Origin of the sequence: Rheinheimera pacifica (assembly GCF_024809855.1) — a bacterium.
Lineage (GTDB): Bacteria > Pseudomonadota > Gammaproteobacteria > Enterobacterales > Alteromonadaceae > Alishewanella > Alishewanella pacifica_A.
In genome coordinates this window covers 17,570-32,864 of the sequence record NZ_JANUEM010000001.1, presented here as the reverse complement: position 1 = coordinate 32,864, position 15,295 = coordinate 17,570, and the positions used below count along the sequence as shown (strand labels likewise).

Sequence of the window (15,295 nt, the reverse complement as noted above, 5' to 3'; positions counted from 1 at the left end):
ATAGCACTATATTGCCGTAACCACTGGCTAATTGCCTGTGCAGTTTAAAAAATCAAAACAGGTTACCTGCGTAAGATAATTTGCTAAAAGGATAGAACATGAGTAATGAAGCACTTTTTGCTGCACTGGAACAAGCCGTACCAGGGTTTTCGGCAAAAGAGATTACTGTGCCGGCTGTAGATGAACGGCAGGGGGAGTATAAGCATGTCTATTGGCTGGATGCGTTATTGGGAGAAGATTTCATCTGTTATGTAGAATGGAAAGAGTTTGACCCATGGGGAGTGGATGCATTAAATGCGTTAATTCCGGTTAAACAGACCGGAATTACCTTATCGACAGACAGCCTTTATGATGAACAGGGCTCTCCTGTTCAGGACATTAGCTATGAGGAGTTTATGTATGATGCAGGCGGTTTTTTCCTGCCGGTACTACAGCAACAACTCCAGCCGGTGGGATTAAAGCTACTGGAACTTGGCATACTGCAATATGACGGAAAAATTTATTTGCATGAAAACCCGCGTTTTATCTGTACCACAACTGATAACGCTAAAATTGAACAACTGAATCTGCTGCTGCAGCAACGGGGGCTGGTGCTTTGCTAAAGCCGTTATATTTAACCACCGGCACTGCTGGCCGGTTAGTTGTTTGCCTGATGGTGTTGTTGGTTGTTAGTGGCTGCTCCCGGCAAGTACGCTGGATGCACCCGACGCCATCAAAGGAACTACTGCTAAAAGCGATGACAGATTTGCATGGCTTTCATGTTTACAGCGGTGTAGATACGCGCGATAACAGCTTGTTAAGCCGTGAGGATGCGCAAAAAATGCTGGCAGACAACAGCCTGATTAACAGCGACACACCAAACTTTATGTTTGTTAGTTTTAGTGGCAACGAAGTCAGTATTGTTGGTTATAACCAATACTTCCGGCCAGAAACACAAGACTACCGTAGCCCAATGATTTATCGCTATCGTGGCCAGTTAAAGCGAGCTGTGTATTCTTTGCCCCATATGGCGCCGGTATCAGGTGATTTAACGGTAACATCAAAGCCAATTGAAAATGTACAGCTGTGGCTGATTAATGAACAGAAAACGGCCTATCCGGATTTTAATGGCACACTGAAGTTTCAGGCCTGGAGTGGTGAGTATTTTGATATCAACGCCTATACCACCAAAAGCTGGGACTATATTTTTTAACCGCAAAATAGTTTTTAAAGCAGCAGGCCAATAACCTGCTGCTTTAACGTCTTACACCTGTAAATAGTCCAGTATACCCTCGGCAGCCTTACGGCCCTGGGCAATGGCGGTTACTACGAGGTCTGAGCCTAATACCATATCGCCGCCAGCGAAGATTTTCTGCTGGTTGGTTTGCATAGCATAGGTACTTTGCTCGCTGGCGATAACGCGGCCTTTGTTGTCCAGCTCTACACCCATATCCACTAACCACTGCGGCGGGCTGGGCTGAAAGCCAAAAGCGATAACCACGGCATCGGCTGGCAGTATCTGCTCGGATCCTGCTACCGGCTGTGGGCTTCTGCGGCCTTTGGCATCGGGTGCGCCCATCTCGGTAGTTACTACTTTAACGCCACAGACCTTGCCGTTGCTGTCTACTTCAATGCCTAGCGGTTGTAAGTTAAACAAAAACTCCACGCCTTCTTCGCGCGCGTTTTGTACTTCTTTACGCGAGCCAGGCATATTAGCTTCGTCGCGCCGGTAAGCACAGCTCACCCTGGTTGCGCCCTGACGGATAGAGGTGCGTACGCAGTCCATCGCTGTGTCGCCACCGCCTAATACCACCACGGTTTTATCTTTTAAGCTCACAAAAGGGTGCTCGGTTTGCCAGCCCATCAGGTTATTGATATTGCCAATTAAAAACGGCAGGGCCTCAAAAACGCCGGGCGCGTCTTCATTTACCAGGCCGCCTTTCATTGGCGTATAAGTACCCAGTGCTAAAAACACGGCGTCGTATTCGTTTAACAGGCTGTCGAAGCTAACGTCAACACCTACATTGGTGTTTAAGCGAAACTCGATACCCATTTCACTGAAGATTTGCCGGCGCAGTTTTAGTACGTCTTTTTCCAGCTTAAACGGCGGAATACCAAAGGTAAGTAGGCCGCCGATTTCCGGGTAACGGTCAAACACCACCGGCGTTACGCCGTTACGTACCAGCACATCGGCACAGGCTAAACCGGCCGGGCCTGCGCCTATTACTGCCACGCGGCGTTCGGTTTTTACCACGGCAGAAAGATCCGGCCGCCAGCCCATCTCAAAGGCTTTATCAGTAATATATTTTTCAATACTGCCGATGGTAACGGCACCAAAACCCTCGTTCAGCGTACAGGCACCTTCGCATAAACGATCCTGCGGGCACACCCGGCCGCATACTTCCGGCAGGCTATTGGTTTTATGTGACAGCTCCGCTGCTTCAATGATCTTGCCTTCGTTGGCGAGCTTTAACCACTGTGGAATATAGTTGTGCACCGGGCACTTCCATTCGCAGTAGGGGTTGCCGCAATCGAGGCAGCGATCAGCCTGGCCTTCTACCTGGGTATTGGTCATTGGCTGGTAAATTTCGACGAACTCTATAGTGCGTTCGTGGTGTGAGCGTTTTGGCGGATCAATCCGTTTTACGTCAATAAACTGGTATACATTCTGTGCCATAACGCCTCCTTACATCGCCTGAACCCGCAGCTCGGCTGACGAGCGTGCGCGGTGTCCCAGCAAGGTGTTTACATCGCTGGTTTTTGGTTTTACCAGCTTAAATTGGCTTAAATAACGGTTAAAGTTGTTTAAGATCTTCTGTGCTTTTTCGCTGCCGGTTTCTTCTACATGCTGGTGTAACAGGCTGCGCAGGTGCTCCTGCAGTATTGGCGTGCTTACCTCCAGCGCTTCTACCAGCTCGGGGTTTAACCTGAGTTCCAAGTCGTTTTGCTCATCAAGTAAATAAGCAAAGCCGCCTGTCATACCGGCACCAAAGTTCACCCCGGTGCAGCCCAGCACCACTACCACGCCGCCTGTCATATACTCGCAGCAGTTATCGCCGGTGCCTTCAACCACAGCTAAAGCGCCGGAGTTACGCACGGCAAAACGCTCACCTACCTGACCAGCGGCATACAGCCGGCCGCCGGTGGCGCCGTATAAACAGGTATTACCGGCAATGGTAAAGCCGTTTTTGGCAAAGCTGGCACCCTTGGCCGGGAAAATAGCCAGCATACCGCCGGTCATGCCTTTACCAACATAGTCGTTGGCATCGCCTTGCAGTGACATATGCAGGCCTCCGGCGTTCCATACACCAAAGCTTTGGCCGGCGGTGCCGCTAAAGCGGATGCGGATAGGGTCTGTTGCCATACCCTGGTTGCCGTGCTGGCGGGCAATAAAGCCTGATAGTGCCGCACCGACAGAGCGGTCAGTATTGCGGATCGGCAGGTTTAACTGGCCGCCGCTTTTATGCTGTACCATTTGTTCGCAACGTTTTACCAGTTCCTGGTTTAACCTGCCTTCATCAAACGGCGTGTTGTTTTGCACACAAAACAGTGCCTTGCCTGATTTAACACCGCTAGCCTGCAGTATTGGTGTTAAATCCAGGCGTGCCTGTTTTTGCGTTTCGCTGTCTTTTATGGCCAGTAAATCAGTGCGGCCAATCAGTTGGGTCAGTTCAGTTACACCCAGCTGAGCCATCAGTTCGCGCACTTCATAGGCTAAAAATTTAAAGTAATTCATTACCATTTCCGGCAAGCCGGTAAAGTGATCACGGCGCAGTGTGGCATCTTGCGTAGCAACGCCGGTGGCACAGTTGTTTAAATGGCAAATACGTAAAAACTTACAACCCAGCGCCACCATAGGGCCGGTGCCAAAGCCAAAGCTCTCGGCGCCTAAAATCGCGGCTTTAATAACATCCAAACCGGTTTTTAAACCGCCGTCTACCTGTAGCCGCACCCTGTCACGCAGGCCGTTTTCTACCAAAGCCTGATGCACTTCGGCTAAACCTAACTCCCATGGGCTACCGGCATATTTTACCGAAGTAAGCGGGCTTGCACCGGTGCCGCCGTCGTAGCCGGATACGGTGATAAGGTCGGCATAGGCTTTGGCCACGCCAGCGGCAATAGTACCAATGCCGGGCTCAGACACTAATTTCACTGAAATCAGTGCTTGCGGGTTCACCTGTTTTAAATCGAAAATCAGCTGGGCTAAATCTTCAATTGAGTAAATATCATGGTGCGGCGGTGGCGATATCAGTGTTACACCCGGCACCGAGTAGCGCAGCCTGGCTATTTCTGCGGTGACTTTTTCACCGGGTAACTGGCCACCTTCACCGGGTTTGGCACCCTGAGCGACTTTGATTTGAATAACTTCAGCATTCACCAGGTAATGTGGTGTTACGCCAAAGCGGCCAGAGGCAACCTGCTTAATCTTTGAGTTTTTCTCGGTACCAAAGCGGCGCGGATCTTCACCGCCTTCACCTGAGTTTGAGCGCCCTCCTAAGCGGTTCATCGCTATGGCTAAGGCTTCATGCGCTTCGGGGCTTAGGGCTCCGATAGACATCGCGGCGCTGTCAAAACGCGGGTACAGTGCTTGCTCGCTTTCTACCTGCTCCAGAGGCACCGGTGTACTGTCGGCCAGTTTAAATAAATCACGCAAATGCGCTACCGGGCGCTGGTTTACAATATTGCTGTATTGCTGATAATCTTCATACTTGCCCGAGCGCACGGCTTTTTGCAGCGTTTGTACTACATCCGGGTTGTAAGCGTGGTATTCGCCGTCGTGCACATACTTTAATAAACCACCGTGGTTTAACGGTTTACGTTTTAACCAGGCCACTTTGGCCAGTTGCTGTACGTCTTGTTCAAAGTCGGTAAAGCCGGCACCGCCCAAACGTGATGGTATATCGGCAAAACAGAGCTGCATTACGGTTTTATCTATGCCTACGGCTTCAAACAGGTTAGAGCAGCGATAGCTGGCTACCGTTGAAATACCCATTTTCGACATAATTTTGTACAGGCCTTTATTAATGCCTTTACGGTAGTTCAGCACCGCCTGGCGGGCTGTTAAGTTAATTACGCCTTTTTCTACCAGTTGCTCTACTGTCTCATACGCCAAAAACGGGTAAATGCCGGTGGCGCCTAAACCAATTAACACCGCAAAATGATGCGAGTCACGCACGGAAGCGGTTTCAACAATAATGTTAGAGTCACAGCGCAGCTGGGCATTTACCAGTGCATGTTGCACTGCTCCTACCGCCATCGCTGCCGGTATTGGCAGTTTGCCTTGCTCAATACGCCGGTCTGTCAGTATCACCAGTACCACATTGTTATCGCGTACAGCGCTGACTACATTGGCGCACAGTTGCTCTACCGCTTGTTGCAGGTTTACGGTTGCCGGATCAAAGTTCAGCGAAAATATCTGGTGTTTGTAGTACTTGTCGTCAGCTTGCTTTAACTGCTTTAAGTCGGAGTACATCATTACCGGCGACTCAAACTGAATACGGCGGGCGTAACCGGCGGTTTCTTTAAACACGTTATGCTCACGGCCAATACTGGTGGCCAGCGACATAACATGCGCTTCGCGCAACGGGTCAATCGGTGGGTTAGTTACCTGGGCAAACTGCTGGCGGAAGTAATCAAACAAGGTGCGGGGCTTGCGCGATAATACTGCCATTGGCGTATCATCGCCCATAGAGCCAACTGCTTCCTGGCCGTCTTTGGCCAGTACTGTCATTACCTGATCAATTTCTTCATAGCTGTAGTTAAACAGCTTGTGGTACACCAGCATGTCATCGTCAGAAAATACCCGCTTGCCGATTAAATCGGTTTCGTATTTCTCGTACGGCACCAACCGTTGTACGTTGGCATTTAGCCAGTCACGATAGGTATGGCGCGCCATTAAATCGCTGTCTATTTCGTTGGAGCGCCAGATTTTGCCGGTAGTGGTATCTACTGCCAGCATTTCGCCGGGGCCAACGCGGCCTTTTTCTACTACTTCATCCGGGGTGTAATCCCAAATACCCACTTCAGAGGCCAGTGTTATGAGTTTATCGCGGGTAATAACAAAGCGGGCCGGGCGCAGGCCGTTGCGATCCAGGTTACAGGCTACGTGCTGGCCATTGGTCATTACGATACCGGCCGGGCCGTCCCACGGCTCCATATGCATGGAGTTAAATTCGTAAAACGCTTTTAAGTTGTCATCCATTACGCGGTTACCCTGCCAGGCTGGCGGCACTAACAAACGCATAGCGCGGAATAAGTCCATACCGCCGGCTAATAACAGCTCCAGCATATTGTCCAGTGAGCTGGAGTCGGAGCCGCTCTGGCTGACAAAGGGCGCGGCATCCTGTAAATCACTTAACAGCGGCGAGGCAAACTTATACTGCCGTGCGCGGGCCCACTGGCGGTTACCGGTAATGGTATTGATTTCACCGTTATGGGCTAAAAAGCGAAACGGCTGCGCCAATTGCCAGCGCGGCATGGTATTGGTAGAAAAACGCTGGTGGAATACACAAATAGCGGTTTCCATGCGGATATCGGCTAAATCCAGATAATAGCGCGGTAAGTCTGCCGGCATCATCAGGCCTTTAAATACGGTAACCAGCGACGAAAAGCTGGGGATGTAAAAATCGGCATCGTCGTTTAGTTGTTTTTCAATACGGCGGCGCAGCATATATAGCCGGCGCTCTAAGTCATGATCGCCCCAGCCGTGCGGTGCATTAACAATAACCTGCTCAATACCAGGCATAGAGCTTAGTGCTAACGGGCCCAGTACGCTGCTGTCTACCGGCACGGTGCGCCAGGCTACCAGGGTCAGGGTTTCACGGGCAATTTCCTGCTCAATAATTTTTTTTGCTAAAGCGGCTTTTACCGGGTCCTGGCTGAAAAAAATCATGCCGACGCCGTATTTCTTTGCCAGATTCCAGCCGTTTTCTTCGGCAACAGCACGGAAAAAACTGTCCGGCTTTTGCATTAATAAACCACAACCATCACCGGTTTTACCGTCGGCAGAAATACCGCCGCGGTGCTGCATACGGTCAAGGCCGTTTATTGCGGTTCTGACGATCCGGTGGCTGGCCGCGCCCTCCAGATGTGCGATCAGACCGAAGCCACAGTTCTCTCTTGCCTGACTGTGCTGATACAACGCCATGACTAACCTCCACACTTGTCCTGATATTTAAATAAATATTTATTATTTTTGAATTATTATTCTTGTTTTTGGTTTTTGCTGCTGCTGAAAGAAAATAACGGTTACTCTTTCAGAGGTCAATGCGTTGTAGTGTATTTGCTCTAAAAATGTTTAGCCATCTAAACGTGTAAAGCGGCTACAGGTATACCGTGAAATATGGCAAATTGCAAGTTAACTTTGTAGTGCCAGGCTGGCTGTCCAACGCAGAAAGTCAGCTTGTAAAACTGAAAATTAATTACATGAATTGGCGATATTTTTGCCACTTATATCTGCCAGTGGTGAGGAAATAGCAGTGTCAGGCCTGTTTTTCTTGCAAGTTTTACCTGTAAAGACACCATATTTATGCGGCTTTGGTTGTGTTTTCCAGGTAGCAAAAAATGCATACAGCTGTGAATAAAAAGAACCAATGGCGGTATGGCTAATTGGCAAAGAAGTCAATAAAGGATAATCTATGTTAAGCCAGATTTATAACTCATAAAGCCTGATTCTGGTTACTGCCCCGGCAGCTTAAAACCTCTGCGTTTAATATAAGAAAGAGAATAATGAAATCACTTGGTTTTTATCTATCGGCCACTTTGCTGGCTTGCTCAGTATCGGCAGCAAGCACGGGGCGCGAAACCAGCTTGCCGGAATATTCCATGTTGCTCATAGGTGGCGGGTTGCAAGCTTGCAGTTCTGCCAATACGCGGTATTGTTCTGCTGCTGACACTTTTTCTGCAACAGCAAAATCAGCTGATTTGTTTGTACTGTCGGCAGAAAATATCGCAAACATTGCCGATGCCGGGTTTTGGGGAGCTGAACGGGTTATTGAACAACAACGTACACTTGCATTGCTTGAATTTATCCGCAGCCGCCTTGACAACGAACTGATATCAGAACGTGAACTGGCGCGGTTATGGCGCTCTGCTGAAACCGAAATGGACGGTATTTGGGTGTCTGGCCGGGTTAATTACAATGAACTTACCGAGCGCGAGCTTAATTTTGTGCATGATCAGTTACAGGTAATGGTAACGGCAGAGCAGCTAAAAAATAGCAGGCGTAGCGGTACCCGGTTAAAAGAGTTTGCCAATCTGGCGAAAGCCAAAGATGAGTTCAGCGTAGAAATTTACCGCAAAATCGTTGAGCTGGCGCAGCAGGTTGCAGGTAGCCACCGTAAACCCCGGCTGCTTGTTGTTACAGCGTCGGCAAGAGACCCGTTTGCTGAGGTAGATCTTTACATTAATTTGTTTACAGAGGCTGGTGCTGAGGTGAGCTGGCTGCCGGTTAATGCGGCATACCAGAGTGCTCAGCAGGTTAAAAGCGGTAATAAATCTTCGTGTGATGCTTTACCGCAATATTTAGTTACAGAGCATCGCACTTATCAGCGCAGCCGTGTATACCCGGATTTAATGCAGCAGTTACAGCGTTTTTGTCAGGCAGGCACTGCTGCCGCTGTTGAGCAGATCCGCAAAGCGGATGCTATTTTCTTTAATGGTGACGAGCAAAACCTGATGTTAAAAGCTTTCCGGCTTGAAGATGGCTCTGCATCTGAAGAGTTAAAACAAATTGAGCGGATGCTATCGGCAGGGCAGATCATTGTTGCCGGCACCGGAGCTGCAGCTGCCGCAATGGCCGGAGGCAGCTTTTTGGGCAAACGTATTCCAATGATCTTAACTGGCGACAGTTACAGCGCTATGCAGTTTGGCGCTTTTGATTTACCTGCACCTCAACCGGGTTGTGACAAAGATCAAAGCTGCAGTAATGGCCTGGCAGAAAAACATCTTACTTTTAGCGCTAAAGGTGGCTTAGGTTTATTTAACTGGGGCACTATTGATACGCATCTTTCAGAGCTGGGGCGGCAGGGGCGGTTAATCCGTTTACTGAACGATACCCAAACCCGTTTTGGTTTTGGCATTGACGAAGCTACAGCATTACTGGTTGGTTTTGCTGATGCTGAAAATGCGCCGCAGGTGAAAATGTCGGTGCTGGGAGCTGCAGGTGTTTATGTTGTGGATACTCAAGCTTTGCAAAGCACCGGTGAGGGTAAAGCGACAGTGATAAAGCAAGTTAGTACACATTATTTGACCAGAGGCGATGCGATTGAGATAAAAGACGGCGTTTTACGCACCCGTTTTGCCGCCTGGAAGTTTGCACCAAGTAATATGCAAGCGCCTATGCTGGCATCCGGCGATTTATTTGAGCGTGACAACTATAAACAACTGGCGCATTTACTGTGCTTAACCCAAAGCCGTCAGGCTGAAGGTAAAGCGGTAAAGGTTGGCCAGGGTCAGCATATTAGCCTGTATAAAGATCAGTTGTCATACGCCCGGCAGGGCATTTACCCGATGCAGGGTAAAGAAGTGCAATACTGTTCGTATCGCAATTTCAGGGTTGATATTCAACCTGTGCAGTAACATATCATATGAGGTAACAACCTGATGCAAGGTCCGGTTCATCCACACGTCAGGATTATTGCTGCCTGGAGCCGTAAATGGGGTAAGCTGCAACTGGCATTATTTTGCCAGTTACTACTGCTTATCCTTGCGGGGTTATTTAGTATTTGCCTTGAGCTGGTACTGCATAATCAAATAGATTTTACCCTGTTAAATGGCGCTCTGTTATTTACCTTAGCGTTGGGGCCGGTGTTTATCAGTTTTATTTTTTATCTGGTACTACACCTTGATGCAGCCCTGTCTTATCTGATTGATTCTGCCCATCAGGAACGTTTACTCAATGAAGGGATGCAGGATAATATCCGCCAACTGAATTTTGAGATTGAAGAACGTAAAAAAGCCTTTCAGGCTAAGCGCCGCGCAATTGATGAGCTGCGTAAAGAAATTGCTGAACGCAAAAAAGCCCAGATAGAGCTGGAGGAGCAAAGCCTGCTGATCCGCTCTATTGTTGACAGCTCCCCCGACTTATTCTACTACCGCGATGAAACCGGCCGTTTTGCCAGTTGCAATAAAATGTTTGAAGCTATTATGGGCAAAACAGCCAGTGAGCTTATTGGCCGTTCGCCAGCAGAAATATACACAGATGACAGTGCTCATGCCGCTATTCTTACAGAGCATGAGGGCCAGATGGTGCAACCATCTGAACTGACGTTAGATGTCGAATTTGTAAAAGACGATAGCCAGGTGCTGTGGTTTGAAATGCGCAAAGTGCCGTTTTATGACCGCTATGGCCGTTATATCGGCTTGCTGGGGTTTGGCCGGGATATTACCTCACGTAAGCTGGCCGAGCAGGCGCTGGAAAAAGCCTATCTTGATAAGGGCAAGTTTATTGCTACTTTAAGCCATGAACTCAGAACGCCGCTAAACGGTATTGTAGGTTTAAGCCGGCGCTTGCTGGAAAGCAAACTCAGCAAGCAGCAACATGGCTGGGCCAACACCATTTTCAGCAGTGCGGAAACACTGGGTAATATTTTTAACGATATTATCGATCTGGATAAAATTGACCGGCAGGATCTCGACATTGTTTACCACAGCGTATCGTTACGCCAGTTTATCAATGACATTGCAAATTTTGCCGAGCTGTTGTGCCAGCAAAAAGGGCTGCAGTTCAACCTAAGTTGTGAAGGCGAGCTGGATGTTTATTTAAGGATTGATCCAACCCGGTTGCGTCAGGTGTTATGGAATCTGCTTAATAATGCAGTGAAATTTACTGCTACGGGCTATGTAAGCCTGTATTGCAAACTCGACGCGTTAAGTAACCGGTTGTATTTTACTGTTGAAGATACGGGTATTGGTATCGCTGCTCAGGAGCAGGAGCGCATCTTTGATATGTATTACAAATCTAACGATGGCCGCCGCCTGAGTATTATTGGTTCTGGCATCGGCCTGTCTGTTTCGCGTGCCCTGGTTGAGGCAATGCAGGGTAATATCAGTGTTAGCAGCGAAGTAGGTAAAGGCAGCAGTTTTGCCGTGCTATTACCTACAGAGCTGTTGCAGCAAGAGCAACAACAGGCAATAAGCTGCCCCGAGCTAACCATATTGCTTATAGAAGATGTACCGCTGAATGCCGAAATTGCGATAGGGCTGCTGGAGCAGCGCGGCCATAGCGTTATTCATGCTGAAACCGGTGAGGATGCGATTGCCTTGCTGGAAACCGAAGATGATATTGATTTGGTATTGCTGGATATGCAACTGCCCGATATGGGCGGTGAACAAATAGCCCGCTATATCCGCGATGAAGAACATTTATCAGCCTTGCCTATAGTGGTGTTAAGTGCCAATGTGCGTAAAGCTGAGCAACAGCTGGATGGCGTACAGGTAGATGGTGCACTGGCCAAACCTATCAACACCGAAAAGCTGGATTCAATGTTGGCGCGGCTGTTTTCGCCCAGTGCAGTGCGGTTACAACAGGTAAAACCGGTAAGCGTAAGTAGTGAAAACCAGATGCTGGATGTTGGCACACTGAATGATTACATTCAGTCGCTGGGCAAAGATGCCATGAAACGCAGTGCCCAGCTATTTGCCCAACTGTTACCCGGTTATATGAATAAACTGATGGAAACCGCAGTGCAGCGGCAGGAAAAAGATTTTCAGGAAGCGGCACACAAGTTAAAAGGCGCAGCGGCATCGGTTGGTTTGTTATGGGTGCAGCAACAGGCAAAACGGATGGAACAGGAACACATTAACTGGCAGGGGCTAGAGCGGCAACTGGTAGACTTTCACCTAAAAACAGAGCAGCACCTGGCTGCTCTGTCTGAGTATATTGAAAACGCTTAGCGGCTTACTTTTCCAGTTTGCCAACGAAGCGGTAGCCTTCACCGTGGATGGTGCTGATTAACTCAGGGCTTTCAATATCAGATTCGAAATGCTTACGGATACGGCGGATGGTTACATCTACAGTACGGTCATTCGGGCGTAAATCACGGCCTGTCATATGGCGGATTAACTGCTCGCGGGTAAAAATTTTACCCGGTGTATCCAGCATTAAACGCAGTGCACGGTATTCGCCTTTTGGCAAACGGCGGGCAACGCCTTTTGGTGATGTCAGGTTGCGGCTGTTTTCGTCCAGAGTCCAACCATTGAATTTAACGATGCTTTTATGCTCTTCAACTACCGGCTGAGCCACAGTGCGGTTTAACAGGTTACGGGCACGGATAGTTAGCTCACGCGGGTTAAATGGCTTGGTCAGGTAATCGTCTGCACCAATTTCAAGGCCCAGAATGCGATCTACTTCGCTGTCTCGGCCGGTCAGGAAAATTAAACCGATGTTTTCGCGCTGACGCAGTTCGCGGGCCAGGATCAGACCATTTTTACCTGGCAGGTTAATGTCCATGACGACCAGATTTACCTGATTTTCAGTAAGCTTCTGGTTCATCTCCTCGCCATTTACCGCCTCGATAACATCATAGCCTTCTCCCTGAAACAGGCTAACCAGATTTAAGCGGGTTACTTCTTCGTCTTCAACTATGAGAATCACAGGTGTTTGCATTGGAGTTAAACCTTATGTGAATTTTGTGAAATTTATAATACCTAAGCGTGTTATAGATGACGTCGATTTGTCAAATAATACGCAATTATAACCATCTGTCCAATTGTTAACAAGTTCTTTTGTTAACAATTAGTCGCAGCTAATGTTCCATTCGACCAAAGTAGCATCAGTTATTATTGTTTATTCTTACGCCGGGTGTGCACTTTTTATGATCACAGGGAAGTTTATCTGAATTTGAATACCGGCACCCAGGGTGCTTTCTAACTGAATTTTGCCGTTAAGCGCCTGGGTAACCAAATTATAAACCAGGTGCAAACCCAGCCCACTGCCACCTTCGCCGCGTTTGGTGGTGACAAAGGGATCGAAAATGCGCTTTTTAATTGATTCGGGCACGCCAGCACCATTATCACTGTAGTTGAGAAAACAACGGTTATCTTTTACCTGAACCGTAATATGCATTTCGCCTTGCTCTATATGCTCGAATGCATGGATCAGGCTGTTCATAATCAGGTTAATCAGGATTTGATTAATCGGGCCGGGTTTGCTGTCCAGTTCGAGTTCTGGCGGGCAATCTACCAGCACCTGATGTTGTGTTTTTTTCAGATTTGGCCGCAGTGACAGCAATACTTCATTAATAAGTTGCAGCATATTGAACTGGCGGCGGTTTTCGTTGGACTGATCGACAGCAACACGTTTAAAGCTGGAGATCAGGCTGGCTGCCCGCTCCATATTGCGGTAAATAATACCCAGGTTTTCTTTGCTTTCAGATAAAAACCTGGCCAGTTGTGATGAGGTAAGCTTTTTTTCATCAAAGGCTTTTTGAATATCGGTCAGCTTGTCCTGCAACAGGGTTGATGCTGTAACACCCAAACCAATGGGAGTATTTACTTCATGCGCAACGCCTGCCACCATCTGGCCAAGGCTGGCCATTTTTTCGGTTTCAACAATCTGGTTCTGATACTGATGCAATGTTGCCAGAGTATTGAGCAGTTCCTGGTTCGATGTTTTTAATGCTTCGGTACGCTGGCCGATTTTTTGCTCCAGGCTTAGTGTCAACTGGCGGTTTTCCTGTTCAGCCTGCTGCAGTTTGCTGATTTGCTGTTCAATTCTGTCCAGCATGGTATTAAAGGCTCGGCTGAGCATATTGTATTCTTTGATGGGGGCCACCGGCGCACGGATCTGATAGTTTTTCTCTTTGGCTACTTTTTGTACCACGCTGAGTAAGGTTTCTATCGGCGTGGTAAAGCGGCGCTGTAAGCGGGAGCTGATAAAAAAGGCACTGATCAGGGCTGCAAGTGCGATCAGAATATCAAGCAAAATACGGGTTTGAATATAGGAGCTGAGTTCTTCCTGGCCGGCCCGGATATAAACATAGCCAAGCAGATTGCCTTGATGGCTGATTGGTTTGGTTATTTCTATATAGTTGCTGCTGATCACCGGTGTTAAAAACTGTTGTATGCGCTCAAATTGCACCGGGTAAGGGCCTATATCGCGCCGGTTGTAGCTGGCAAAAAAACTGAGCGCATTACTGCCGGGCTGTTTTTTATAAATATGCACATTGTGCAACATATTAACTGCAGCAAAAGAACTTAAGCGGTTTTCTTCAATATCCGCATTGTCCTGCAAAATACTGCTACTGGCATTAAACGCAATAATGCTGATATAACCTTCCAACTGCGATACCAGTTTTTTGCGCTGTAATTTTACATCCTGAGTGGCAGAGATAATCATGGCCAGACATAGCGTAAGACTGCAAATCAGCATAATGACCCAAATCAATGCATTTTTAATTGAAGTGGTTTTATCTATTGCAATCATTTAGTTATCTCGATCAATTTGTTGTTAGCTTGCCGAACTGTGCCTGTATTGATGTTATGCACATTAACGGAATTTAGCAAACTGCGCTGGTAAATTTAGTAAAGCCGTTTATAGTAGAAGCACTTGTTACTTTTAGGTCTGGTTATGAGCCTGTGGGAAAGTTATAAAACGAGTATTTTTCTGTGCCATCAGGCACTGAAATGTGATGTTGATTTCGCTATTATCAGCGCACAGAACCCCGCCGGAAACACTGAGCATCCTTATCTTAATTTACGCCGCGACAAAGAGTTACAAGCCTGTCTGAACTTGCAACGTTTACCCTATCGCTCTGTAATAGGCAGCGCACCTGATTTAAGTTTTCAGGAAAAAAGCTGGATAGTGTTATGCGACAAAAGCACTGCATTACAACTGGCACTGCAGTTTGAGCAAAATGCAATTTACTGGGTAGAGCAGGGGGAGTTATTTCTGGTGCCGGTGTTAATGCCGCAGCATGAAGAAAGCCTGGGTGCTTTTATTGAGCGTTTAGTGCTGTTACCTGATTAGTAATACCTGAATTAGTAATTTACTGCCTAGTTATTACGCCGCTGCAATATATCCAGTACAGCTTGCAGCTTGTCGCCGTGTATTACCTCCATTTGGCGCCTGGTCATATTCTGCTTTACTTTTTCTGTATCGTCGCCGGGTTGCTGCAACAGCGGTGCAAAGTCTGTTGCGCATATACATACCACCGCAGGTGCAGACATCTGCGGTAATTGCGCTACACGGTACAACAGATTAGGGCAGGCTTTTACCCGGTTCGGGTTTTGAATACAGGGCACACTGGCTGCCGCTATTGTCGGTGTTAACCAGACCAGTAATAACACAGCAGCCAGTTTGCACATAAGACATCCT

10 protein-coding genes are annotated in these 15,295 nt (G+C 47.9%); 5 read left to right on the top strand and 5 right to left on the bottom strand.

What is annotated here, in order from left to right:
- The first annotated feature begins 98 nt into the window (after positions 1 to 98).
- Positions 99 to 602 carry a hypothetical protein gene (locus tag M2404_RS00135; RefSeq protein ID WP_259237402.1) on the top strand — a complete coding sequence of 168 codons (504 nt, stop codon included), beginning with the start codon at positions 99 to 101 and terminating at the stop codon, positions 600 to 602.
- On the top strand, positions 596 to 1,192 hold the full coding sequence (locus M2404_RS00130; RefSeq protein WP_259237400.1) for a hypothetical protein: 597 nt from the start codon (positions 596 to 598) through the stop codon (positions 1,190 to 1,192). The genes M2404_RS00135 and M2404_RS00130 overlap by 7 nt, the downstream gene beginning before the upstream one ends.
- Positions 1,193 to 1,243: 51 nt before the next feature.
- Here the strand turns inward: M2404_RS00130 and M2404_RS00125 are convergent, their stop codons facing one another.
- Both M2404_RS00125 and gltB read right to left on the bottom strand, forming a co-directional pair.
- Complete coding sequence (locus M2404_RS00125) at positions 1,244 to 2,656, bottom strand: FAD-dependent oxidoreductase (RefSeq protein WP_259237398.1); 1,413 nt, start codon at positions 2,654 to 2,656, stop codon at positions 1,244 to 1,246.
- Positions 2,657 to 2,665: 9 nt separating this feature from the next.
- Complete coding sequence (gene gltB / locus M2404_RS00120) at positions 2,666 to 7,126, bottom strand: glutamate synthase large subunit (protein WP_259237397.1); 4,461 nt, start codon at positions 7,124 to 7,126, stop codon at positions 2,666 to 2,668.
- 581 nt (positions 7,127 to 7,707) lie between these two features.
- Here gltB and M2404_RS00115 point away from each other — a divergent pair.
- Both M2404_RS00115 and M2404_RS00110 read left to right on the top strand, forming a co-directional pair.
- Positions 7,708 to 9,558 carry a cyanophycinase gene (locus tag M2404_RS00115; RefSeq protein ID WP_259237396.1) on the top strand — a complete coding sequence of 617 codons (1,851 nt, stop codon included), beginning with the start codon at positions 7,708 to 7,710 and terminating at the stop codon, positions 9,556 to 9,558.
- 24 nt (positions 9,559 to 9,582) lie between these two features.
- The gene (locus M2404_RS00110; protein ID WP_259237395.1) at positions 9,583 to 11,874 is read left to right on the top strand and encodes an ATP-binding protein; all 2,292 of its coding nucleotides are present in this window, start codon (positions 9,583 to 9,585) and stop codon (positions 11,872 to 11,874) included.
- A gap of 4 nt (positions 11,875 to 11,878) precedes the next feature.
- Here M2404_RS00110 and arcA read toward each other — a convergent pair whose 3' ends face one another.
- Together arcA and M2404_RS00100 are read right to left on the bottom strand one after the other, a co-directional pair.
- Entirely contained in the window at positions 11,879 to 12,586 is a 708-nt protein-coding gene (gene arcA / locus M2404_RS00105) for a two-component system response regulator ArcA (RefSeq protein WP_259237394.1), read from the bottom strand.
- 186 nt (positions 12,587 to 12,772) lie between these two features.
- The gene (locus tag M2404_RS00100; RefSeq protein ID WP_259237393.1) at positions 12,773 to 14,404 is read right to left on the bottom strand and encodes an ATP-binding protein; all 1,632 of its coding nucleotides are present in this window, start codon (positions 14,402 to 14,404) and stop codon (positions 12,773 to 12,775) included.
- Positions 14,405 to 14,548: 144 nt separating this feature from the next.
- On the opposite strand from M2404_RS00100, the gene M2404_RS00095 reads away from it, so the two are divergent.
- Positions 14,549 to 14,947: a DUF3293 domain-containing protein gene (locus M2404_RS00095; protein ID WP_259237392.1), complete on the top strand. Its 399-nt coding sequence runs from the start codon at positions 14,549 to 14,551 to the stop codon at positions 14,945 to 14,947.
- Positions 14,948 to 14,973: 26 nt separating this feature from the next.
- On the opposite strand, the gene M2404_RS00090 is transcribed toward M2404_RS00095, so the two are convergent.
- The gene (locus M2404_RS00090; protein WP_259237391.1) at positions 14,974 to 15,285 is read right to left on the bottom strand and encodes a hypothetical protein; all 312 of its coding nucleotides are present in this window, start codon (positions 15,283 to 15,285) and stop codon (positions 14,974 to 14,976) included.
- Between the last annotated feature and the right edge of the window lie 10 nt (positions 15,286 to 15,295).